The organism is Rhodococcoides corynebacterioides, from assembly GCF_019834675.1.
Classification (GTDB): Bacteria; Actinomycetota; Actinomycetes; order Mycobacteriales; family Mycobacteriaceae; genus Rhodococcoides; species Rhodococcoides corynebacterioides_A.
This window is the reverse complement of the sequence record NZ_JABUBU010000001.1, coordinates 629,276-652,578: the sequence shown is the minus strand read 5'-3', so window position 1 is coordinate 652,578 and position 23,303 is coordinate 629,276. Positions and strand designations below refer to the sequence as shown.

At 72.9% G+C, this 23,303-nt stretch carries 20 protein-coding genes; 5 read left to right on the top strand and 15 right to left on the bottom strand.

Annotated elements, in window-relative coordinates; translation table 11 throughout:
- Positions 1–2 precede the first annotated feature (2 nt).
- Together alr and HQ603_RS03090 are read right to left on the bottom strand one after the other, a co-directional pair.
- Positions 3–1,166, bottom strand: coding sequence for an alanine racemase (gene alr / locus HQ603_RS03095; protein WP_371830962.1), 1,164 nt, complete (start codon positions 1,164–1,166; stop codon positions 3–5).
- The gene (locus tag HQ603_RS03090; RefSeq protein ID WP_222682854.1) at positions 1,154–2,614 is read right to left on the bottom strand and encodes an NAD(P)H-hydrate dehydratase; all 1,461 of its coding nucleotides are present in this window, start codon (positions 2,612–2,614) and stop codon (positions 1,154–1,156) included. Before HQ603_RS03090 ends, alr begins: the two co-directional genes overlap by 13 nt.
- A gap of 32 nt (positions 2,615–2,646) precedes the next feature.
- Between HQ603_RS03090 and HQ603_RS03085 the strand changes: the two genes are divergently transcribed.
- Positions 2,647–3,018: a plastocyanin/azurin family copper-binding protein gene (locus tag HQ603_RS03085; RefSeq protein WP_222682853.1), complete on the top strand. Its 372-nt coding sequence runs from the start codon at positions 2,647–2,649 to the stop codon at positions 3,016–3,018.
- A gap of 79 nt (positions 3,019–3,097) precedes the next feature.
- On the opposite strand, the gene glmS is transcribed toward HQ603_RS03085, so the two are convergent.
- Complete coding sequence (gene glmS, locus HQ603_RS03080; protein WP_222682852.1) at positions 3,098–4,960, bottom strand: glutamine--fructose-6-phosphate transaminase (isomerizing); 1,863 nt, start codon at positions 4,958–4,960, stop codon at positions 3,098–3,100.
- Between the two features lie 91 nt (positions 4,961–5,051).
- On the opposite strand from glmS, the gene HQ603_RS03075 reads away from it, so the two are divergent.
- Positions 5,052–5,918 carry a poly(ethylene terephthalate) hydrolase family protein gene (locus HQ603_RS03075; RefSeq protein WP_308126335.1) on the top strand — a complete coding sequence of 289 codons (867 nt, stop codon included), beginning with the start codon at positions 5,052–5,054 and terminating at the stop codon, positions 5,916–5,918.
- Here the strand turns inward: HQ603_RS03075 and HQ603_RS03070 are convergent.
- The 3 genes from HQ603_RS03070 to HQ603_RS03060 are packed head-to-tail and all read right to left on the bottom strand — an operon-like array spanning position 5,891 to position 8,123.
- The gene (locus HQ603_RS03070) at positions 5,891–6,193 is read right to left on the bottom strand and encodes a hypothetical protein (RefSeq protein ID WP_222682850.1); all 303 of its coding nucleotides are present in this window, start codon (positions 6,191–6,193) and stop codon (positions 5,891–5,893) included. The two genes, HQ603_RS03075 and HQ603_RS03070, sit on opposite strands and share 28 nt — an antisense overlap.
- Positions 6,190–7,812: a hypothetical protein gene (locus tag HQ603_RS03065; RefSeq protein ID WP_222682849.1), complete on the bottom strand. Its 1,623-nt coding sequence runs from the start codon at positions 7,810–7,812 to the stop codon at positions 6,190–6,192. Before HQ603_RS03065 ends, HQ603_RS03070 begins: the two co-directional genes overlap by 4 nt.
- Positions 7,809–8,123 carry a hypothetical protein gene (locus HQ603_RS03060; RefSeq protein WP_222682848.1) on the bottom strand — a complete coding sequence of 105 codons (315 nt, stop codon included), beginning with the start codon at positions 8,121–8,123 and terminating at the stop codon, positions 7,809–7,811. The genes HQ603_RS03065 and HQ603_RS03060 overlap by 4 nt, the downstream gene beginning before the upstream one ends.
- A 174-nt stretch (positions 8,124–8,297) precedes the next feature.
- Between HQ603_RS03060 and HQ603_RS03055 the strand changes: the two genes are divergently transcribed.
- On the top strand, positions 8,298–9,338 hold the full coding sequence (locus HQ603_RS03055; RefSeq protein WP_222682847.1) for an LLM class F420-dependent oxidoreductase: 1,041 nt from the start codon (positions 8,298–8,300) through the stop codon (positions 9,336–9,338).
- Between the two features lie 30 nt (positions 9,339–9,368).
- On the opposite strand, the gene glmM is transcribed toward HQ603_RS03055, so the two are convergent.
- From glmM to eccCa, 8 genes are all read right to left on the bottom strand, one after another.
- On the bottom strand, positions 9,369–10,727 hold the full coding sequence (glmM, locus tag HQ603_RS03050; protein ID WP_222682846.1) for a phosphoglucosamine mutase: 1,359 nt from the start codon (positions 10,725–10,727) through the stop codon (positions 9,369–9,371).
- Between the two features lie 143 nt (positions 10,728–10,870).
- Complete coding sequence (rpsI, locus tag HQ603_RS03045) at positions 10,871–11,428, bottom strand: 30S ribosomal protein S9 (protein ID WP_371830954.1); 558 nt, start codon at positions 11,426–11,428, stop codon at positions 10,871–10,873.
- Positions 11,425–11,868, bottom strand: a complete 444-nt coding sequence (gene rplM, locus HQ603_RS03040) for a 50S ribosomal protein L13 (RefSeq protein ID WP_222682845.1) — start codon at positions 11,866–11,868, stop codon at positions 11,425–11,427. The genes rpsI and rplM overlap by 4 nt, the downstream gene beginning before the upstream one ends.
- Positions 11,869–12,035: 167 nt before the next feature.
- Positions 12,036–12,392, bottom strand: coding sequence for a TraR/DksA family transcriptional regulator (locus HQ603_RS03035; RefSeq protein WP_222682844.1), 357 nt, complete (start codon positions 12,390–12,392; stop codon positions 12,036–12,038).
- A gap of 66 nt (positions 12,393–12,458) precedes the next feature.
- Positions 12,459–12,737, bottom strand: a complete 279-nt coding sequence (locus HQ603_RS03030; RefSeq protein ID WP_222682843.1) for a WXG100 family type VII secretion target — start codon at positions 12,735–12,737, stop codon at positions 12,459–12,461.
- A 35-nt stretch (positions 12,738–12,772) separates the two neighbouring features.
- Complete coding sequence (locus HQ603_RS03025) at positions 12,773–13,072, bottom strand: WXG100 family type VII secretion target (RefSeq protein ID WP_222682842.1); 300 nt, start codon at positions 13,070–13,072, stop codon at positions 12,773–12,775.
- Positions 13,073–13,192: 120 nt separating this feature from the next.
- Positions 13,193–14,743 carry a type VII secretion-associated protein gene (locus tag HQ603_RS19085; RefSeq protein ID WP_222682841.1) on the bottom strand — a complete coding sequence of 517 codons (1,551 nt, stop codon included), beginning with the start codon at positions 14,741–14,743 and terminating at the stop codon, positions 13,193–13,195.
- Positions 14,740–18,804, bottom strand: a complete 4,065-nt coding sequence (eccCa, locus tag HQ603_RS03015; protein ID WP_222682840.1) for a type VII secretion protein EccCa — start codon at positions 18,802–18,804, stop codon at positions 14,740–14,742. The genes HQ603_RS19085 and eccCa overlap by 4 nt, the downstream gene beginning before the upstream one ends.
- A 220-nt stretch (positions 18,805–19,024) precedes the next feature.
- Between eccCa and eccD the strand changes: the two genes are divergently transcribed.
- Both eccD and mycP read left to right on the top strand, forming a co-directional pair.
- Positions 19,025–20,509 (top strand): type VII secretion integral membrane protein EccD, encoded by a 1,485-nt coding sequence (gene eccD, locus HQ603_RS03010; protein ID WP_222682839.1) that lies wholly within the window; start codon positions 19,025–19,027, stop codon positions 20,507–20,509.
- Positions 20,506–21,885, top strand: coding sequence for a type VII secretion-associated serine protease mycosin (gene mycP / locus HQ603_RS03005; RefSeq protein WP_222682838.1), 1,380 nt, complete (start codon positions 20,506–20,508; stop codon positions 21,883–21,885). The genes eccD and mycP overlap by 4 nt, the downstream gene beginning before the upstream one ends.
- Here mycP and eccB read toward each other — a convergent pair.
- A complete protein-coding gene (eccB, locus tag HQ603_RS03000; protein WP_222682837.1) occupies positions 21,843–23,249 on the bottom strand; it encodes a type VII secretion protein EccB in 1,407 nt (468 codons plus the stop codon). The genes mycP and eccB overlap by 43 nt on opposite strands.
- Positions 23,250–23,303: the final 54 nt, after the last annotated feature.

Genomic DNA, 23,303 nt, shown 5'->3' with positions numbered 1-23,303 from the left:
GATCACGCGTCCCCACCTCGATACGTGCGTTCCACGCGCCCGCGGACGCCGGTGACCACCTCGTACCCGATGGTGTTCAGGGTGCCGGCCCAGTCCTGCGCCGTCGGCTCACCGTGGTCTCCGGGACCGAACAGGTACGCCGCGTCGCCGACCTCGACGTCGGTGCCCGGCCCGACGTCGATCACGATCTGGTCCATCGACACGCGGCCGACCGCCGGGTGGCGGCGTCCGCGGATCGCGACCTCGTAGCGGTTGCTCAGGGATCGGACCACCCCGTCGGCGTACCCGATCGGCAGCAACGCGACGACGGTGTCGCGCGGCGCGATCCAGCGGTGCCCGTAGCCGACGCCCCCACCGGCCGGCACGTGCTTGAGCAGGACGACCGTCGCGCGCAGCGTCATCACCGGACGCAGATCGAACGCGCCGACCTCCGGCGCCGGCGACAGGCCGTACACCGCGATGCCGGGGCGGACCATGTCGTAGGCGAGATCGGGACGCAGCAGCGTGGCGGCGGAGTTCGCGAGGTGGCGCACCCGCGGCGGGACACCCGCGCGCACCATGGCGTCGACCGCGGCGTCGAAACGGCGCTTCTGCAGATCGGTCACCGGGTCCCCCGGCTCGTCGGCGGCGACCAGGTGGGAGAACACGCCGCGCACGTCCAGGCTGCCCCGTTCGGCCGCGAGCAGGTCGAGGGCCGCATCGAACACGTCCGGCGCCAGTCCCCCGCGGTTCATGCCGGTGTCCACCTTCAGGCTGACCGTCGCCCGTCGTCCGAGTTCCCGGGCGGCCGCCGCGACGTCCGCGATCTGGCGGGGAGTCGACACCGCGATCTCGACGTCGTGCTCGATTGCCGCGCCGAAGTCGGCACCCGGCGCGTGCAACCAGCACAGCACGGGCGCCGCGATCCCGGCCGCCCGCAGGGCGAGTGCTTCCCGCACCGTGGCCACCCCGAGCTCGGCGGCCCCGGACGCCAACGCCGCGCGCGCGACGGGCACCGCACCGTGGGCGTACCCGTCGGCCTTCACCACGGCCATCACGTCCGCCGAGCCCGCCCGAGCGGTCAACACCCGCACGTTGTGGGCCACGGCGTCGAGGTCGATCACCGCCTCGGCCTGCGGACGGGCCGTCGTGCCGGCCGACGGAATCGCGGTGCTCACCGCGGTGATTCTGCCATTCCCGCCACGCCCGCTCGTGCCCGCAAGGTCCCCACGGCGTCCCGCACCGCGCCCAACAGCACCGACGCCGAGATCGGCGCCGCCGCCGGTCGACCGGACCCGGCCGCGGCCAGCGCCGCCGCGATCGAGTGCGCCCGCGCCGCCGCCGTGGCCGCGACCAGCGGGGACAGACCGGCGGCCAGCAACGCCCCCGCCATGCCCGCGAGCACGTCTCCGGACCCCGCCGTCGACGACCACGACGAGCCCGCCTCGTCGACCATCATCCGGCCGTCGGGATGCGCGATCAGCGTCGCGCGACCCTTGAGCAGAACGGTCACGCCGCGGTCGGCGGCCAGCGCGCGCACCGACGCCACCCGATCCGGGCCCGGGTCCGAGCCCGTCAGGCGGGCGAACTCACCGGCGTGCGGGGTGAGCAGGGTGGGTGCGCTGCGCCCGGCGATCAGGTCGGGTCGCGACGCGAGAACCGTCAGACCGTCCGCATCGACCAGCACCGGCAGATCGGTGGCGAGGATGTCCGCGAGACGCTGAGCGGCGTCGTCGTCCGTCCCGAAGCCCGGCCCCACCACCCACGCCTGCACGCGGCCGGACTCGTCGATCGACCGAGCGGTGACCACCTCCGGGTAGCGGTGGAGCACCTCGGCGCCGCCCGTCCCGACGTACCGCACCATGCCGGCCGTCGCCGCCACCGCCGCGCCGGTACACAACACGCCCGCACCCGGGTACTTCTCGCTGCCCGCCAGGACGCCCACGACCCCCTGGCTGTACTTGTCGTCGTGCGGGCCGGGCACCGGCCACACCGCCCCCACCTCGGCGTCGGTGGCGCAGGCCAGCTCGGTCGTCGCGTCCGGCAGCCCGATGTCGACGACCACCACCCGACCGCACCGCGGAGCCGCGAGCACGTGGACCGGCTTGCGCACGCCGAACGTCACCGTCACCGCCGCGGACACCGCCGGCCCGTCCGCCGCGCCGGTGTCGACGTCCACGCCCGACGGCAGATCCACGGCGACGATCGGCGCCGTCACCTGCCGCACGTGCTCGGCCGCCTCCGGGCGCAGGCCCCCGCGTCCCGACAGACCGACGATGCCGTCGACCACCAGTTCCACCGCCCCCAACCGCGGCACCACCCGACCGCCCGCCGCCCGGAACGCCGCCAGACCACCACCATGAGCTCGGTCGGGAGCGATCAGCACCGCCGAGACCGCCACCCCACGGCGTCGCAGTACCGCGCCCGCGAACAGCGCGTCGCCGCCGTTGTCACCCGACCCGACCAGCAACCCCACCGACCGACCGACGACCCCGCCGCACCGCGCCCGCAACTCGGCCGCGACCACCCCCGCCAGGCCGAACGCCGCGCGCCTCATCACCGCGTACTCGGGCGCCGCCGCGACGACGGGACGTTCCAGCGACCGGGCCTCGTCCGCGGTGAACACGTACTCCATGCCCCCACCGTAACGAGGTCTAGCGTGGAGACATGGCCCGCTTCGACACGTCCCGCCACCGCCTCGCCCTCCTCGGAACCGCGGCGGCGCTGGCGATCTCGCTCACCGCCTGCACCGAGGACACCCCGACGGCCGACCGCCCCACCGGGCCCGACGTCGTCACCGTCGCCGACATGGCCTACAGCCCCGCCAGCGTCACCATCTCCCCCGGCGACACCGTCACCTGGTTCTTCGACGACGACCGCATGGCCCACAACGTCGTCGGCATCGACAACGCGTCGTCCCTGCTGCACAGCCCCATGATCGCGGCCGGCCAGTTCAGTCAGACCTTCGACGACCCCGGCACCTACAACTACTTCTGCACCGTCCACCCCAACATGACCGGGGTCGTCATCGTCCGCTGAGCCTCGCTCCGCTACTCGACTGCGCCGTCGGGTCGATCCGCTCCGCTACTCGACTGCGCCGTCGGGTCGATCCGCTCCGCTACTCGACCGTCACCGACTTGGCGAGGTTCCGCGGCTTGTCCACGTCGTACCCCCGCGCCTGCGCGACCTCCGCCGCGAACACCTGCAGCGGGATCGTCGACAGCAGCGGCTGCAGCAGCGTCGGCGCGGCCGGGATCTCGATCAGGTGGTCGGCGTACGGCCGCACCGTCTCGTCGCCCTCCTCCGCGATGACCACCGTGCGCGCCCCGCGCGCCTGGATCTCCCGGATGTTGCTCAACAGCTTCGAGTGCAGCACCGCCCGCCCCTTCGGCGACGGCATCACCACGATCACCGGCAACCCGTCCTCGATCAGCGCGATCGGGCCGTGCTTGAGCTCACCCGCGGCGAAGCCCTCGGCGTGCATGTACGCCAGTTCCTTGAGCTTGAGGGCACCTTCGAGCGCCACCGGGTACCCGACGTGCCGACCCAGGAACAGCACCGTCGGCGACGTCGCCAGTTCCCGCGCCAGCGCCCGCACCGGCTCCACCGTCTCGAGCACCTTCGCGACGAGGTCCGGCATGGCCTCGAGGTCGCGGTACTCGCGCGCCACCTCGTCCGGGTACTTGGTCCCGCGCGCCTGCGCCAACGCCAGGCCCACCAGATAGTTGGCGGTGACCTGCGCCAGGAACGCCTTGGTCGACGCGACGCCGATCTCCGGTCCCGCCCTGGTGTAGAGCACGGCGTCGGCCTCGCGCGGAATCTGCGAGCCGTTGGTGTTGCACACCGCCAGCACGCGCGCCTTCTGCTCCTTGGCGTGACGGACCGCCTCGAGGGTGTCCGCGGTCTCGCCGGACTGGGAGATGGCCACCACCAGCGTGGACCGGTCCAGCACCGGGTCGCGGTAGCGGAACTCGCTGGCCAGCTCGACCTCGACGGGCAGACGCGTCCAGTGCTCGATGGCGTACTTGGCCACCAGCCCCGAGTGGTAGGCACTCCCGCACGCCACCACGAAGACCTTGTCGACGTCGCGCAGTTCCTGGTCGGACAGACGCTGCTCGTCGAGCGTGATGCGGCCCTTGTCGAAGTGCCCGAGCAGGGTGTCCGCGACGGCGGTCGGCTGCTCCTGGATCTCCTTGAGCATGAAGTAGTCGTGGCCGCCCTTCTCGGCGGCGGCGAGATCCCAGTCGATGCGGAACGGACGACCCTGTGCCTCGGTCCCGTCGAAGTTCATGATCGAGTACCCGTCGGCGGTGATCACCACCACCTGGTCCTGACCGAGCTCGACCGCGTCGCGCGTGTGCTCGATGAACGCGGCCACGTCCGAGCCGAGGAACGTCTCGTCCTGCCCGACGCCCACCACCAACGGCGTCGACCGGCGTGCGGCCACGATGGTGTCCGGGTGATCGACGTGCGTGAAGACGAGGGTGAACGCCCCCTCGAGGCGACGCAGGACCGCGAGGGCGCTCTCGACGAAGTCCCCCGCCGTCGGACCCTGCGCGTACGCCTGCGCCACCAGGTGGACGGCGACCTCGGTGTCGGTGTCGGACGCGAACTCGACGCCCTCCGCCTCCAACTCGGCCCGCAGCGGGGAGAAGTTCTCGATGATGCCGTTGTGCACCACGGCGATCGTGGAGTCGGCGTTGCGGTGCGGGTGCGCGTTGCGGTCCGTGGGGCGACCGTGGGTGGCCCAGCGGGTGTGGCCCATTCCCGTGGTGCCGACGAAGGTGTCGCGGCCGAGATCGTCCAGTTCGGCGTCGAGATTGGAGAGCTTCCCGGCCTTGCGTTCGACGGCCATCCCGCCCTCGCCGTTCAACACGGCGACCCCGGCGGAGTCGTATCCCCGGTACTCCATCCGCCGCAGCGCATCCACCACGATCGGCAGCGCAGGCCGATGTCCGACGTACCCGACGATTCCGCACATGGGCGACAGCCTACGTCGGCACGGTGCCCCCTCCGGCCACCCACCGCGAGTCCCTCCCCTCCACCGCGCGGGCTCGGATACGGTTGACGACGTGCCGAAGACGCAGAAGCTGGTCACCGACCTCGCCAGAACCGGTCCGCATCGCGTGGTCCGCGGTGACATGGCGCTCGCCGGCCTGCCCGGTGTGATCTACGCACCCAAGGAAGGGTCGTCGCTGCCGGCCGTGGCGTTCGCCCACGGGTGGATGTCGTCGTCGAAGAACTACGACTCCACGCTGAAGCATCTGGCCTCGTGGGGCTTCGTCGTGGCGGCGCCCGACACGCAGCGCGGGCCGGTGCCCTCCCACGCCGCCCTCGCTCACGACCTGACGGTCGCGCTCGACATCTGCGCGGGCATCCGTCTCGGCACCGGCGACATCTCGGTGCACCCGGACAAGCTCGCCGTCGCCGGCCACGCCATGGGCGCCGGCGCGGCTGTCCTCGCCGCGTCGCAACGATCCGACATCCGGGCGGTGGGTGCGCTGTACCCCGGCCCCACCAGCCCGCGCGTCCTGACCGACGGCATCGCCGACGCCGTCACCGCACCGGCGCTGGTGATCGGCGCCCCGGCGGAACTGACCTCCCTGACGGCCGAGCCCGTGGCCCTCGCCGGCGCCCTCGGCGGACCGACCGTCCTGCGGGTGATCGACAAGTCGGTCGGCGACGGCATCGTGGAGGGCCGCAAGCTCGCCAGCTTCTTCGGCGTCGGCAACGCCCAGCCCAAGACCCGCAAGGCGGTCCGGGCGCTCCTCACCGGCTTCCTGCTGCACCGCCTCGCCCGGCACGAGGACTACGCGGCGTTCTCCGACCCCGACGCCGAGTTCAAGGGCACGCGGGTGCTGGACCCGAACGAGCCGATGGTCGACACGCCCTCCAAGGGCGGCGCGTTGCGTCAGCTCAGCCACCTCGCCGGGCGCTGAGCAGGGCGCGGATCACCCTCGGGCGTGCCGTGCTCGGTGGCGCCGTTCGCGGTGGCGCCGTTCTCGGTGGGCCGCTTCTCGCGCACCGGACGCAGAATGGGGTCGATGCCGGGTCGGCTCGTCGGGATGTCGTCGCCCCGCGGTCCGAGCACCCGGTCCCGCCGATCCGTGTCCCGTTGCGCGTCGCGGCGGAGCCGCTCCCGCAGTCGCGCCGTGGAGCGTCGATGATCGGCGACCACCTCGTCGATGAGCGCGGCCACGGTGCGCTCGTTCACAGCGGTCCCGCCTCGGCCAGTTCCGGCCGGACGCCGTCGACCGGAGCCGGCGGCTGGTCGGGCTCGGGTGCTGGCGAGGGCTCGGGCGCGGGCCGGGTGGGCGCGACTGCGGCCGCCGGCGCACCCTCGACGATCGGGGCGGGCGCGCACTCTCCGGACGGCGCCTCCGGCTGATCCGGCGGCGGCGGCGCTTCGGGGGCCGCGGCCTCGGCGGCCTCGGCCTCGGCGGCCTCGACGGGCTGGTCGGGAGCCGGCGACGGCGTCTCGACGGGGGCCTCCGCGTCTAGCTCCGCCGCGGGCGTGTCCTCCGGCGCGGTCGGTGTCGAAGGTGGCTCGTCGGCGTTCGGGGCGTCGGTGGGGCCCGCGGTGACGTCGAGGGATCCGTCGGCGTGCACCTCGATCCGGATGTGGTGACCCGCGCCCTCGACCTCGAGCCGACCGACCTCGAGCCGACCGATCTCGGGCCGACCCGTCTCGGACGCTGCACCGGTGGGCGCCCCCGCGTCGGCGGGGTACTGCGCGGTCCCGGCCGGGCACGGAGTGGTTTCGGCGGGGTGGTCCGCAATCTCGGCGCGGTCGAGCACCGCCGTCACCGCGTCGGACACCGCCGACCGCACCAGGGCGGCGAATCGGTCCTCCGATGCCGCGGCGGCCACGGCACCCGCCGGGTGGGTCGCGACGGGCTGGGTCGGCACCGGCTGGGGATCCGGCGACTCGACCGCGCACACCGATCCCGCGCTCGCCGGCCCGGTCGCGCTCGCCGGCCCGGTCGCGGTGGGCGGAATCGGCGCGGGGGGCGGAATCGGCGCCGTGGGTACGGGCGCGTCGGGCGCGTCGGGGGTCGGGTACGGGTCCGTGGTCACACCCTCGAGCGCCGTGTCGACCACGTCGAAGATGCGCCCGACCGCTCGATGCGTGTCCTCGCACAGTCGCTGAAAGCTCGCCGTGGCCTCGTCGACCGCCGGCAGGAAGACGTCGTCCGTCCACTCGCGGCACTGCGCGCGAACGGCCTCGACCACGTCCGGCCGTTCCCACAACGCCCCGGCACCGGGAGCGACCATGGCCGCCAACTCGGGCACGACGGCCGCGAGCCGCGACACCGTGTCCACCGACCACGACGACGGGTCCTGCGTCGCGGCTGCCACGGTGGCCTCCGCGTCGACCATCGCGCGACCGCCCACGTCGAGGCGATCGTGGTCGGCCGCCGCGACCGCCTTGTCCTCCACGATCGCGTGCAGCCCGTCCGCGGCACGGACCAGCGCGGCCGCGGCGAGGTCGAGCCGATCGAGATCGGCACCTGCCCGCGTCGACTGAGCGGTGAGCACGTCGCCCGCCGCCGTCGCGGCGCCGCCCGTCCACGCTTCGGACAGCGCTCCGATTGCCCGGTCTCGGACGGACAGTTCCTCGCGCAGCGACGTCGCGGCCGCGCGACAGGTCTCGCCGTCCGCACGCAGAGCGTCCGGCTCGAGCCCGCGTTGCATGTCGTAGGCCGCACAGAGGTCCAGATACGACGGGCCGGCACCCCCGGCGGCATCGCGCCAGGGCAGCACCCGGCCGAAGAATCGCAATCCGGACGCGCCGCGGTCGAGCACGGCGTCGAGGGAGCTCGGGTCGGTCATCGGCCGGCCCCGGCGGCCGCAACACCCGACGCGCCGGACGCGTCGGTGGCGCGGGTCGCGCCGACCGCTCCCGCCACGGCGTCCGCCGCCGCGCGCGTTTCCCTGTTCCAGGAGTCGAGGCCGCTCGCCAGGTCACGGAGGCGGGCGTCGACGGTCGCGGCGCGGGCTCCGTATTCACGACCGCCGTGCGCTGCGTCGAAGGACCGCGCCGACAACCGGGCCACCGCCGCCTCCGCGCGGCTCACCGACTCCGCCATCGCGCGGGCCGCGGCCTCCGTCGCGTCCGCATCCATTGCCATCGGATCGCTCATCGCCGTCCCCCGTCCTCACCGGCGCCCGGGTGGCCGCCCACCGAACTTGGACGCGGCCCGGGGCCGGATCGGTTCCACCGTCGTCGGACCACCGCCACGACCGACGCCTACCGGGCGGTAACGTCCGACCCACGTGCAGGTGAGAAGACACCGGCGACGACGTCGAGGAGACTCATGCGAATCGGGATGCAACTCAACTACTCGGGGGGTTTCCAGGAGACCGTCGAGGAGGTCGGCGCGCTCGAACGGGCCGGAATGGACATCGCGTTCGTTCCCGAGGCGTACTCGTTCGACGCGGTCAGCCAGATCGGCTTCCTCGCCGCCAAGACGTCCACCATCGAGCTGGCGTCCGGCATCTTCCAGATCTACACCCGGACCCCGTCGCTGCTCGCCATGACCGCGGCCGGTCTGGACTACGTGTCCGGTGGCCGCTTCGTCATGGGCATCGGCGCGTCGGGGCCGCAGGTCATCGAGGGCTTCCACGGCGTGAAGTACGACGCTCCGCTCGGGCGCACCCGCGAGATCGTCGACATCTGCCGGCAGGTCTGGCGCCGCGAGAAGGTGCAGTTCGACGGCAAGTACTACCAGATCCCGCTGCCGGCCGAGAAGGGCACCGGGCTGGGCAAGCCGCTCAAGCTGATCAATCATCCTGTGCGTGAGTCGATTCCGATCGTCATCGCCTCGCTCGGACCCAAGAACGTCGCCCTGACGGCCGAGATCGCCCAGGGGTGGGAGCCCATCTTCTTCCACCCGGAGAAGGCCGAGTCGGTCTGGGGCGAGTCGCTCGCCGCGGGCAAGGCCAAGCGTGATCCCGCGCTCGGCGACCTCGACGTCTACGCGAGCCCCGCGGTCGCCATCGGCGACGACGCCGACCAGTTCCTCCCCTGGATCAAGCCGCAGCTCGCGCTGTACGTCGGCGGCATGGGCGCCAAGGGCAAGAACTTCTACAACGACCTGGCCGTCCGCTACGGCTACGAGGCCGAGGCGGAGAAGATCCAGGACCTGTACCTCGCCGGCAAGAAGGAAGAGGCCACGGCGGCGGTGCCCGACGAGCTGGTGCGGTCGATCTCGCTGATCGGCACCGAGAGCTTCGTCAAGGAGCGCCTGGCCGCGTTCGAGGCCGCGGGTGCCACCACCCTGAACATCCACCCGATCGCCTCCGACAGCGCCGGGCGAGTGAAGCAGGTCGAGCTGCTGAAGTCGCTCATCGGCTGACGCGGGTCCGGCTGCGTCGCCGTCGGTCGACTACCGACCGACGGCGGCGACCCGCTCGGCGATTCGGCCGGCGAGTCGCTCGGCGGTCTCGGTGTCGCCCGCCTCGACCATCACGCGCACCAGCTGCTCGGTGCCCGACGGACGCAGCAGCACCCGGCCCCGGTCCCCCAGTTCGGCCTCGGCGGCGGCGACGGCCGCGGTCACGGCGTCGTCGGCGGTCGCGGCCTGCTTGTCCTCGACCCGCACGTTGATCAACGTCTGCGGGAGGGTTCGCATCACCGACGCGAGGTCGCGCAGAGTGCGCCCGGTCGAGGCCATCCGGCTCATCAGCTGCAGCCCGGTGAGAACGCCGTCGCCGGTGGTACCGAACGCCGGGATGACGATGTGGCCGGACTGCTCGCCACCGAGCCCGTAGTCACCGGCCCGCAGTTCCTCGAGCACGTAGCGGTCGCCGACGGCGGTGGTGCGCACCGTGATCGACGCCTCGCGCATCGCGATGTGCAGACCGAGATTGCTCATGACGGTGGCGACGAGGGTGTCCTGCGGCAGCGTGCCCGCGTCCTTCATCGCCAGGGCCAGGATCGCCATGATCGCGTCGCCGTCCACCACGTCGCCGTTCGCGTCCACGGCGAGGCACCGGTCGGCGTCTCCGTCGTGCGCGAGGCCGAGGTCGGCCCCATGTTCGAGGACGGCGCGCTGGACCACGTCCAGATGGGTGGACCCGCACCCGTCGTTGATGTTCAGGCCGGTCGGGTCGGCGTTCACGGCGACGACGGTCGCACCGGCGGCGCGGTAGGCGTCGGGCGCCGCGGCGGAAGCCGCGCCGTGGGCACAGTCGACGACGACGGTGATGCCGTCGAGCGTGGTCGGCACGGTCTTGGCCAGGTGGTCCTCGTACCGGGACAGTCCGTCGGGGGCGGTGCGCACGCGACCGATCCCGGCGCCGGTGGGCCCGGTCGGTGCGGCGCCCAGCAGGGCCTCGATGCGGTCTTCCTGCTCGTCGTCCAGTTTGTGTCCGCCGGCGGCGAAGAACTTGATGCCGTTGTCGGGCATGGCGTTGTGCGACGCGCTGATCATGACGCCGAGCGCCGCGTCGTAGGCGTCGGTGAGGTACGCGAGCGCCGGGGTGGGGACGATGCCGACGGTCAGCACGTCCATGCCGGCCGAGGCGAGACCGGCGACGATGGCGGCTTCGAGCATCTCGCCGCTCGCCCGCGGGTCACGGCCGACCACGGCGACGGGTCGGGAGGCGGACCCGTCCGGGGACACCGGCGTCGCCGAGGCGCCGAGCACGGCAGCTCCCGCGCGGCCCAGGCGCAGAGCGAGGTCGGCGGTGATGTCCGCGTTGGCGAGGCCACGGACCCCGTCGGTTCCGAACAGACGACCCATGGCGGCTACCTCTTTCGAGCGGTGGTGCGGGTGACGCGGGTGACGGTGGGCGCGCAGTGACGCGGGCCCGACACGACGCAGGCGCCCTCGGCCGTCCCGTGAGGGATCGGCCGGAGCGCCTGCGTCGGGTGAAGTGCCGAGGATCAGCGCTTCGAGTACTGCGATGCCTTGCGGGCCTTCTTCAGGCCGTACTTCTTGCGCTCGACCGCACGCGGGTCACGCGTGAGGAAGCCGGCCTTCTTCAGGGCCGGACGATCGTCCGGGGTGGCCTCGATGAGGGCACGGGCGATCGCGAGACGCAGCGCGCCGGCCTGGCCGGAGGGGCCGCCGCCGTGCAGAAGGCCGGTCACGTCGAAGCTCTCGGCGCGCTCGACCAGCACGAACGGGCTCTTGATGAGCTGCTGGTGCACCTTGTTGGGGAAGTAGTCCTCGAGGGTGCGGCCGTTCAGCGTGAACTGCCCGGTGCCCGGGGTCAGACGCACGCGGACGACGGCTTCCTTACGACGACCGACCGTGGTGACGGGACGATCGATGTAGACGGCCGGACGGGCGGCGGCCTCGATGTCCGCAGCGACCTCGGGATCCTCGACGGAGACGAACTCGTCGGCGATCTCGACGCTCTCCTCGGGGGCGAACTCGGCGGTCTCGGTCACGACGTTCTCGTCGACCGACTGCTCGGGGGTCTGCTCGGGGGAAGTCACTGGGCCACCTGCTTGATCTCGAACGGAACGGGCTGCTGAGCCGCGTGGGGATGGTCGGGGCCGGCGTAGACCTTGAGCTTGCTGGCGATGGCGCTGCCCAGCTTGTTCTTGGGGATCATGCCCTTGACGGCCTTCTCCACGACGCGGTCCGGGTTCTTGTCCATGACCTCACCGATGCTGCGCGCGCGCAGACCACCCGGGTGGCCGGAGTGGTGGTAGTGGAACTTGTCCGTCCGCTTGTTGCCGGAGATGGCGACCTTGTCGGCGTTGATGATGACAACGAAGTCACCGCCGTCGACATTCGGGGCGAAGGTGGGCTTGTGCTTGCCGCGCAGCAAGTTCGCTGCCTGGACGGCAAGGCGGCCGAGAACGACGTCGGTGGCGTCGATCACGTGCCAGGTCCGGGTGGTATCCCCGGCCTTGGGCGCATACGTGGACACGAATGACTTCCTTGTCTCATCGTCGATGTGCTGGCCGACGTTCGATCGGTGGTTCTCGGCGGCCAGTGGAGACCCGAGAGACCGGCAGACACGCATCGAGGTGACTGCATGTATCGAACGCCAACGGGGTACCTTACCGGCCCGCCGGATCGCAGGTCAAAACGCTGTCAGCGACGTAGAGAGTTGCAGTCGATACACCGGCGTGCGGCGGGCAGTGCGTCGAGTCGCACGTCCGCGATCTCCCGCCCGCACCGCTCGCACAGTCCGTAGGTGCCGGCGTCGACACGACCCTCGGCCTCGTCGAGGTCGCGGACCTCCTGCCGGGCGTCCCGCAGCATCGACGCCACGGCGGCGCGCTCGAACGCGATGGTGGAGCCCTCCGGATCGTGCTCGTCGTCGTCGGTGGTCCAGCGTGATCCCTCGACGATGCCCCGGTGCTGCTCGTCGAGGGACGCCACCCGTGCCGTCGCCTCGGCGCGGGCCTGCGCGATCCGAGCACGAGCCAGGGCGAGATCGACGGTCATGTCCAGCAGTGTGCTCGACGGGACCGACACGTCGGCCGCGTCGCGCACGACGCGGCCGACGGCCAGTCAGACGAACATCCCCCGGTTGGCCGCCTCCCGCGCCTGCATGTCCGCGTTACCGCGACTCACCGCCGACCCGACCTGCTCCAGCACCTGGTTCAGCTCGAGTGCAGCGGAGTCCCACTGCCGCTGCTTGTCCTGGTAGGACTCCGACGCGGCGCCCTCCCAGTCGGCGACGAGCGGGGTGATGATCTGCCGCAATTCGTCGAGCTTGGCGTTGAGCGCGGCCTGCTTCGCGTCGATCTGCGCGCTGACCTGGTCGATCGCTCCGAACACGTACCTCATGTCGTTTCCTTTCTCCGGTTGGTGGGTCGGACGGGTCAGAGATTCAGCGCGCCGGCGACCGTGACCGCCCGCGTGTTGTCGTCCTCGGCGGCCGCGTAGGCGGTGCCGGAGGCCTTGATCGAATCCCCGATGGCGCCCAGGGCGACCTGCAGCTTGTTGGCGCTGGTGTCCCAGCTGTTCATGACGCTCTGGAACGCGACGGCGGCCGCACCCTCCCAGCTGCCGCCGACACTGGCCACGTCGCCGCGAAGCTGATCGAGCAACGCCTTGACCTCGAGCGTGAGCTGATCGACCTTGCCTGCCGTGACCTGCATGGTCTCGACGGTGGTCCTCATCTGTGACATGTATTCCCCCTCGATAGCGCGGGTTCCGCGGTGTCGCACCCCTGCACTCTGTTGGACGCCGCCCGCCGCGGAACGGTTCCCCGTTCGGCGAATCCGCAGCGGACCGCCGGATCACTGCACCGACAGTCCGGCCAACAACTCGGCGCACACCGGCGACAGAACCGGGTACGAATCGGGGCCGCCCTGACACCCGACGCTGATCTGCTCACCGCGGGCGGCGAAGACCGTCCACCCCACGGTGGTGCCGTCCGACGGCGATTCCAGGTACTCGAGTTGCTGACGTCCGTTCCCTTCCGTCCGTCGTAGTCCCGCGACGCGCCGGGACCCCTCGGCCGCCGTGCGCAGCTCCGCCTCGATCTCGTCGAGCCCCAGCCCGCTGTCGATGTCCCGGACGACGACGAGGATGCGCATCGGCGTGCCGTCGTCGGGACGCAGTTCGGCGCGCCCGGGACCGGGCTCGAGGTGCCACCCGGTCGGAACGGACAGGCCCAGCGCACCCACGCGGAACGGGGTCGCCCCGGGGGTGGTCGTCGGCAGCGGCGGGGGCGGCGGCGACGGCGGCAGCAGCGGTGACGGCGACGACGACTCGGTCGGCTGCGGCGCCACGGGCACCGACGATCGTGCCGACGCTGCGCTCCGCTCGGCGCCCGACGTCGTCCCGACCGGCCACACGACGACCAACGCGACCGCGGCTGCCGCGGCGGTGAGCAGCGCGGCCGCGGCGCCCACGGCGCGTCGGCGCCGTCCGCTCGCCGGCGGTGTCGACGCCACACGGTCCGCCAACCACGCCCCGCGCCGCGGTGTGGCGCCGTCCGTGTCACCCCACGAGTCCCAGACGCCGGAGTCGAGCGCGTCGTACGGCCCCGGGGCCGGCCCGTTCGGCTCGTCGCCGACGACCCGAGCCGCCGGCTCCGAGAGGCCGGGGTACTCACCCGAGCGCGGGTTCTCCATCGCCGTCGCGAGCGATCCGTCGTCGACCTCCAGAACGGGCACCGAGGCGAGCCCCGACAGCACCTCCGCGGTCAGTGCGCCAGACGGCCCGTGGGCGACGACCCGGCAGATCGGCAGGGTCGCGGTGACGTCACGCAGCGCTCGGGCGACCGCCGCCTCGAGGTCGATCTCGTCGACACCGCCGGCGACGGTCGACGGCACCAGCAGTGCGCAGTCGGCCAGGACCGGTCCGGCGGCCACCGAGGAGACCGTCGACAGCGTGAGCCGTCCGGGCGTGCGGTCCAGGACGGCGGTACGGCAGCCACCGTCGTGTGGACAGGCCTCGATCCGGTTCGCTGCCCGCGCCGCGACGGCGGCGGAGTCCACGACCGTCACGTCCCGGGCGTGCGGGCGCGCCGCGGCGGTCAGCACGGCGCAGCGGACCGCGCCCCAGTGGGGCGGGTGGACCAGAGCCAGGGTGTCCGCGACGGGCCCGCCGAGGTCGCCCGCACGGACGGCCCGCTCGATCAGCACCCCGATCGCGTCCGACGTCGGCACCTCGTGGCCCGCGAGCGACACCGAGTCGTCCACTCCGCCCAACAGGTCCACCGGGTCCGCGGACTCCTCGGCGACCACCACGTCCCCGTAGCGAGCCAGGCCGGTGGGAAGCGAACGCAGCGTGGCGCCGTCGAACCACCACAGCGCGTCGACACCGACCACGAGGCCGATCACGCGTCCTCCGCGTAGGCCGTCTGAACCACGATGGTGCGCGAACGGTCGACGACGGTGCCCCGCCCGGGTGGTTGTTCGGACGGCCGGACCGTGCCGAGCAGGACTCCCTCGTCGCGATTGCCGCTGAGGATCAACCCCGGAGTCGCAAGATCCCGCAGGCGGGCCAGCACCGGCTCGTACAGGGCCCGGGCCGCACCGCCGGATCGCCGCGCGATCACCAGGTGCAGGCCGACGTCGCGGGCGACCGACAGGAGGTCCAGCAGCTCGGCCACCGGGTTGCCGCTGGGCGTGACCACGAGGTCGTAATCGTCCACGACGACCACGATTTCGGGGCCCGTCCACCACGACCGCGCCGCCAGCTGTTCCTTGGTCGTCTCCGGCCCCGGCCGCCGCCCGCGCAGGTGTCGCGCGAGCTCGACAACCATCGGGCCGGCCTCGTCCGCGGACGATGCCCGTCCGGCCAGCCGGTCGTCGGGGATCACGTCGAGCAACGTGCGTCGGTAGTCGATCAGCAGAACGCGAAGGGACGCAGCATCGTTCGCCTCCACCAGCCCCGCGCACAACGACCGCAACACCGAGGTCTTGCCGCTTCGCCCGTCACCGAACACGAGGAAGTGCGGATTCTCGGCCAGATCGACGGACACCGGTGCCAACTCGTCCTCGTCGACGCCCAGGGGCAGAACGCCGTGGAAGCCGACCCGGCCGGGCGGCGGCCAGGGCCGTGACGCCTCGACCCCGAACGCGGTCGCCAGGAAGTCCGCCCGGCGCAGGAGGTGCGGAAGCAGTCGCAACGGCGGCGCGGCGGGACTGTCGGCCCAGCCCGTGCGCACTCGGGTCACCGCGTCGCCGATGGCGCCGGTCAGCCCCACGGCCGAGGGCACGCCGTCGAGACGCGGCAACGCCACCAGCAGATGCAGCCCGTCCTTGGTGACGCCGCGACCCGGGCGTTGCGGAACGGACGAGGCCTGCGCCCGCCCCACGTCGGAATCGAGCGGGTCGACCAGCCGCAGCTCGAGACGCGATCCGATCGCGTCCTTCACGGCCGGCCTGATGTCCGCCCACCGCCCGGCGGTGAGAACGAGGTGGACGCCGTAGGACAAGCCCGTGGCCGCTATCCGCGCGAGCGTGGCCTCGATCGCGTCGAAGTCCGACCGCACGGTCGCCCACCCGTCCACGACGAGGATCACGTCGGCGCTGTCGGTGTCGGGGCGTGCGGCGCGCGAGGCGCGGAGCTCCTCCATCGAGGCGATCCCCCACTCACGGAAGAGCGACTCCCGTCGACGAATCAGCGACGCGGTGTCCGCGACGATGCGGCGCACCACGTCGGCATCGGCACGCCCGGCGATGGCCGACACGTGCGGCAGGCCGCGCAGCAACGACAGTGTCCCGCCGCCGAAGTCGAGTGCCACCACTCGGCACGCGCTCGGCGAATACCGTTGCGCTAGTGCGAGAACGACGGTGGCGGCCGCGGTCGACTTCCCGGATTGCGGTCCACCGACCACGGCGAGGTGACCCGCCGACCCCGACAGGTCCAGCTCCAGCGGGTCGCGTCGTTGGTCGAAGGGCCGGTCGACCAGGGCGACGGTGGCCGCGAGCGACCCCGTGCCGGTCCGCGTGGGTCCCCCCGCGATCGCGTCGAGCGGAACGGGACGATCGAGCGGGGGCAACCAGACCCGGTGGGCGGGACGACCGTGGCCGCGCAGTCGATCGACCACGGCGGAGAGCAACGTTCGCGATCCGCCCGACCCCGTGGTCGCCGATCCGGTCGCCGGGCCCGACACGTCGATCTCGACCGGCGACCCGATCCCCGAACCCGACGCGCCCGACGACTCGACGAGCTCGGCGGGCCCGACTCGGTCGACGGCCGAGAAGAGACGCACGGGCGGATGCCCGGACGACGCATGTCCGGTGTACGCGGTCTCGCCGCCCGCCGTCACCACGGGCCCGGACACGAAGGCCGCGGTGAAGCGAACCGGGTCACCGGCGTCGCTCTTGAGGAACCCGGCGCCGGGTCCGCCCGTGAGGTGATACGCATCGGGCACCCCCAGGACGGAGCGAGACTCGCCGGGCGAGAAGGTCTTCAAGCCGATGCGGTACGACAGGTGGGAGTCCAGTCCCCGCAGGCGCCCCTCGTCGAGACGCTGACTGGCCAGCAGCAGATGGATGTGCAGGGACCGACCCAACCGCCCGATGGCGACGAAGAGGTCCGCGAAGTCCGGGAACCGGCTGAGCAGTTCCGAGAACTCGTCGACCACGACGAACAGCGCGGGCAACGGGTCCAGCGCCGCACCGCGCGCGCGAGCGGCCGCGTACTCGGTCACGTTCGCGAAGTTGCCGGACGACCGGAGCAGTTCCTGCCGACGGTTCATCTCGCCGGCGAGTGCGTCACGCATGCGCTCGACCATGTGCGCCTCCTCCGCGAGATTGGTGATCACGGCGGCGACATGGGGTGCATCGTCCAGTCCGAGGAACGTGGCACCGCCCTTGAAGTCGACGAGCACGAGATTGAGCACGTCGGGGGCGTGCGTCGCGATCAACCCCAGCACGAGCGTGCGCAACAACTCGGACTTGCCCGAGCCGGTGGCACCGATGCACAGGCCGTGCGGGCCCATGCCGCCCTCGGCGGCCTCTTTCAGGTCGAGTTCGACCACCCGCCCGTCGTAGTCGAGTCCGAACGGGACCCGCAGGCGCGCTCGACCGGTCCGGCCCCGCCACGCGACGTCGGGATCGAGCTCGTCCGGTGCGGTCATGCCCGGAAGGTGGTGCCAGGCATCGGATCGACGCGGCCCCGCCTCGGCGCCGGCGTCCGACGCCGCCTCGTATCGGGCCAGCGCACGGGCCAATGCCGTCACCGTGGGCCGGTCGACCGCATCGGCGCGGCCGAACATCTCCACACCGACGCTGCTGCGCGCGCCGAGGTCGTCCCCGTCGAGGACGAGGTCGAGAACACGGGGGACGGTCGCGTCGTCCGGCAGAGCCGATCCGACGTCGCCGGGCACGGTTCCCAGGACGGTCACCCCGGGCCGGTCGACCACGGTCGACACGCGTGCGATGTCGTGGCCGTGGCCGTCGGCCACGACCAGGACCCGCGCCTCGACCGGAACTCGGGACAACACGGCACCGAGTTCGACGTGGTCGACGACTCGGAGCGTCTCCGGCAGCGCGGCGCCGACTGCGCCGAGGGAGTCGAGGGGGTCACGATCGAGCGCGACCCGGTGGTGCGGCAGCCATTTGACCCAGTCCCACTCGACGTCCTCCGCCGGTGCCGACACGACGACGAGAAGGTCGTCCGGACCGTGGAACGTCGCCGCCTGCGCGACGATCGCGCGCAGCACCGACCGGCCGCGCTCCGACGCCGGAACCGTCACCGCCGAGAACGCCGACAGGGACAGCGCGGTCGGCAATCCCGGCACGATGGCTCGGGCGCGGACGAGATCGCGCAGCATCGCCGCGCACGCCGGGTCGAGGTCCTCGGCCGGCCCGGTCTCCGGCGGCACCAGCCGCGTGAGCAGTCGCTGGCTGCCGGTCCCCGCCCGGACGTGCAGGAAGTCCGGATCGACGGGCCGACGCTCCCACATTCGCTCGGACCCGACGAGCGCGATCAGCGACGTCGGCTCCGGATGGGCGTGCCGCAGCGCGACGCTCTGTGTGTGCGCGGTGCGGTCCAGGTCCGCCCGCACCCGGTCGAGGTAGCGGACGTAGTCCCGACGCGACTGATCCAGTTCGGCCGCACGCGAGGCGCCACCACGACCTCCGCTCGCGACCATCGCCAGCATCGACACACCCATCATCACCGGGAAGAGCAGTGCCGTGGGGTTGGCGGCCGCACCCGAGGTCACCATGAACACGACCATCCCGACCATCGCCACCACCATCACGACCGGGATCAGGCGTGCCATCGGACTCGCGGGTGCGACCCCGGGGATTTCCGGCGGCGCCTCGAGCGCGACGTCGCCGGTCGACGCCGCCGGCGGCGTCGACCGGGAGCGCGGACGGCTGAACGGCACCCTCGCACCGGGTGCCCGCGGACCACCGTCCGCAAGTGCTGCATCGATCGACATGACGTATCCCCCCTCGGTGTCGTCGCCCCGCCGACGAACCACGCGTGACGATAACCCGGCAGTCCGACACGAACGAGGTGATCGCTGCCGACCCGGGGATGGTTTCGGCTCGAGTTCCCCGGCCGGACGGCCGGTGTCGGCGGGGTCACCTATAGTGCTGTCGGATTCCGGGGGCGGCATCGACGCCCCGGTGCGCGAGACCGTTCGGGGGGACAGGTCGATGAATGGGCAACCGATCGCGGGGGCGATCGACCGACGGTCCGGCGAGGGCGCGGTAGCGGACGGATCCGTCCGCACCGTGGCCCCGGGATCGGTCCGGACGACGGTGGTGCGGGACGGTGTGGAGGCGGACGTCAGCGTGCCCGCCGGTCTGGCCGTGGCGGCGGTCGTCCCGGCCCTGCTGGCCGTCGTGCGGCCCCGCGCCGGCGCGGCGGAACCGGAGTCGATCCCGGCGACGTACGAGCTGTGGACGATCACCGGGCGCCGATTGGTGCGGTCGAGGTCGTTGTGGGACAACGATGTTCGCGACGGCGACGTTCTGGTTCTGGCCCCGAGCGGCTCGGTGAGCGCCCCCGTGGTGGACGACCTCGCGGCTGCGGTCGCGCTCGTCCCCGGCGGTAGCGACGCAACCCGGTGGCCGGCCTCGGTGGGGCCCGTCGGCCTCGCCGTGGCAGCCGCCGCGGCCGCGGCGACGATCGTCGCCGATCACGCCGCTCTGGTCGTCGTCGGCATCACGGTGGCCGTGCTGACCGCCGCCGCGGCGTACCTCTGCGCCACCGTGACCCGAGATCCGCTGCTCGTCTGCAGCGCACGCGGATCGGCGTGCCTGCTCGCGTTCGGAGCGGGGGTCGGGGCGGTACCCGGTCACGACCTCGCGGCCGATGCCGTGCTCGGATTCGCCGCGGTGGCCACGGTGTGCGTCCTGACGTCCGCGGTCGCCGGAAACGTGGGCCGCGCGACCTTCACCGCGATCACGGCCGTCGCCGTCGTCGGCACGGTCGTCGGGGCGGTCTCCGCCTTCGCCGAATTCTCGACGGCGCACGTGGCCGCCGTGACGGCGACGGTCTGCACGATCGCCGTCACGCGTGCCCCTCGCCTGGCGGCGTCGCGAGCCGGCATCCGTATCCGTCCGCTCCCGCTCGGCGATGCGGTCTCCGGGACCGGCCGGGTGGCCCATCGCCACACCGAGACGACTCGAGCCGCGGCCGCGGCCACCGTCGACACGGACATCGATCTGGTCGCCGCCCGCGGTGCGACGGCCCGCAGCTACCTCACGGGGTACGGCGCCGCGCTGTCCGTCCTGGCCGCCGCAGCGGCCGTCGTCGCGGCGTCGGCCGAGCTCGCGGACGCGACGGATCCCGTGCGCCTCGGGTTCGCCGTCCTGGTCGCGGCCGTGTTCTGTTCGCAGAGCCGCGGCCACGGGGACCGAACCCGCGCGCTGATCGCTGCCGTGTCCGGGGGCTGCATCGTCCCGGCGGTGTGCGCCGTGGGTGTGGTGGTGCGGCCGGATCTCGCGGCCGTGTGGTTGGCCGGGACGGGCGCGGCCGCGGTGGTCACGATCGTCTGTGGACTCCTCGCGCCGCGCCACGAGTTCACCCCCACGGTGCGTCGGGCGGCGGACTGGGGCGAGTACGCGGCGACGGGTGCACTGATCCCCGTCACGGTGTGGATCGTCGGCGCTCTCTCCACGGTGCGTGGGCTGTGATCCGGGCGTCGGTCCTGCGGACGGGTGCCGCGATCGCCCTGTTCACGGCGATGGTGACCGCGCCGGTGGCGGGAGCGTCGCCCGTCATAGACCCCGGCGCCCTCCCGAGCGCGGACCCGATCGGTCCCGACGAGCCGACCGAACAGCGGACGGCCTGCGCCGCGGTGGCGCCCGCCGCCGCGACGGGCGCACCGCCGCCGGCGCAGCGCGAACTCGGGTTCGCCGACGTGTGGCCGCTGACGCGGGGGGCGGGCCAGCTCGTCGCCGTCATCGACACCGGGGTGGCACGCCACCCCCAACTCCCCGGCCTGCAGCCCGGGGGCGACTACGTCGACGCCACCGGCGACGGCACGGAGGACTGCGACGCCCACGGCACGGTCGTCGCGGGCCTCATCGCCGGCCACGACGATCCGGCAACGGGATTCGTCGGCGGCGCGCCCGACGCCCGCATCCTCGGCATTCGTCAATCGAGTTCCGCGTACGCGGCGCTATCCTCGTCGCCGAACACCGACGACGGATCGACCTCGAGTGGGTACGGCACCGTCGCGACCATGGCGCGTGCCGTGGTCGCGGCCGCGGATGCGGGCGCGACCGTCGTCAACATCTCGGAGGTCGCCTGTGCGCCCGCCGGATCGCTCCTGGGCGACTCCGCGCTCGGCGCCGCGGTGCAGTACGCCGCCGTCGAGAAGGACGTGGTGGTGGTCGCGGCCGCCGGGAACGTCGACGGTCGGCGGTGTCGCGACCGCAACGACCTGGCTCGCGGCGACGACGTCGACGACGCCCCCGTGCGCACCGTCGCCTCTCCCGCGTGGTTCGACGATCACGTCCTGACCGTGGCGTCGGTGGACCCCGACGGTCGACCGTCGGCGTTCACCCTCGGCGGGCCCTGGGTCGACATCGCAGCGCCGGGCACCGGGGTGGTCTCGTTGTCCCCCACGGGGCGCGGATTGGCCGCCGGCACCGTCGATCGTGACGGACGGACGGTGCCCTTCGACGGCACCAGCTTCGCCGCTCCGTTCGTGTCCGCCACGGCCGCCTTGGTGCGCGCACGATTCCCCGAGCTCCGCGCTCCGGAGGTGATCGAGCGCATCGTGCGCACCGCCCACGCCCCGGCCGGTGGTGTGGACACGGCCGTGGGTTTCGGAACGCTGGACCCGGTGGCCGCGGTGACGGCCACGGCGATCGACGTCACCGCGCCGGCGGCGTCGCGTCCTCTCGCACCCGTGCCCGCCGACCCTCCGCCCGATCGTCGTCCCGCGACCGTCTCGGTCACGGCAGCGGGAACGTGCGCCCTTCTTCTGGGCGGCGTCGCGGTGGTCCGCGCTGTTCGGCGTCACCGACCGTTCGACACCGAGTCGACCGGCGGTCCGTCGTGACTGCGTCGCGCCGCGTCGACGGTCAGGGTCGGGCCGGCGGGGAGCAGCGCGAGCATGGACCACGGCACGGGCACGGGATCGCCGAATCCGAGCGCGCGTGCATCGTCGTCCGTCGGGACGCCGTAGCGCGTGCCGGTGTCGGACACGTAGAAGCGGCCGTCACGTCGGGTGTCGGCGACCTCCGGGTCGGTCGCCACCACGTACACCCCCGCGCCCGCGTCGAGATCGACGCTGTCGACGGCGTCCCCGCCACCGTCCGCCCCGGGCTGCTCGACGGCCGTCGGCCGCAGGTCCGGAACCTCGCGGCCGCCGACGACGGTGACGGGGCCGGCGTCCGGCGCCGACCAGACCGCACACGCGTCGCCGACCGTGTCGAGTCGCGGCGGGGTGTCCGGGAAGGCCGAGACGTCCAGCGGGCGTTCGGTTCGGGGTGCGCGCGCGATCACGTCCGGGGCGATGACGTCGATGCCGACGCGCCCGGCCGAGTCGGCGAACCGCAGAACCTGGGCCACCGCGGGACCGATCGACTGGATGCCGTCGGCCAGGGCGAGGTAGTGCTGGCTGCGATCGCCGAGGTCGACCGTCACCACGGATCCGACCACCCGGCCACCCAACGAGTAGGACACCGGCGCTCCGGCGCCGTCGGGGCGCGGCACGTCGAGCGGTCGCGACTCGGGCACCGAGTCGAGCAGCGCGGCGCTCACCGGGACGGGCACCGCGCCGTCCAGTCCGAGGGCTCGCACCACCACCGTGTCGGCCAGGTCGACGCGCGAACGCACGCCGTCGTGGACGAGGTAGGTGACGTCGTCGCGCCGCCACACCATCGCGTCGCCGAGCTGCCGGGTTCGCGCCGTGCCCGAGTCGGAGGCGACGGAGACCGTCGTGCGTCCGGCCTGTCCCGGCGACGCACCGCGATCGCACACCGACCAGACGGTGGCGTCCGTCCGGACCGCCACGGAGTGCGGAGCGTCGACGATGCCGACCGCCGCGCCCCGAGGTCGATCGGCGATGCGCTCCGTCGGAACACCCAACGCGTCGTCCGGTCGACCGACGAACAGCCGTGCGGACGCGAGACCGGAGGTCGGATGCAGCACCCCGTCACGGACGACGTAGATCGACCCGGTGTCGTCGTCACGCACGATCTCGGCATCCCCGATGGTCGGCGCAGGCCGCAGGAACGCCAGGATCCCGCACCCGGCCAGCATCAGGATCGCGAGCACCGCGCCCACGGCCGCGGCGCGCCCCGACGACCGGAGCGGATCGTGCCGAGCACTCGAATCACCGTGCAGCAGAGCGTTGTCCACGCGCCGCGTCGCGAATCGGTGCGCCCCCACCTGCCACTTCGTGGTCGGTGTCCGTGCCATCGTCCCCCCACCTCACCGGCCCCCCGGCCGTTCGCGGACGCCCCCCGAGGCCGT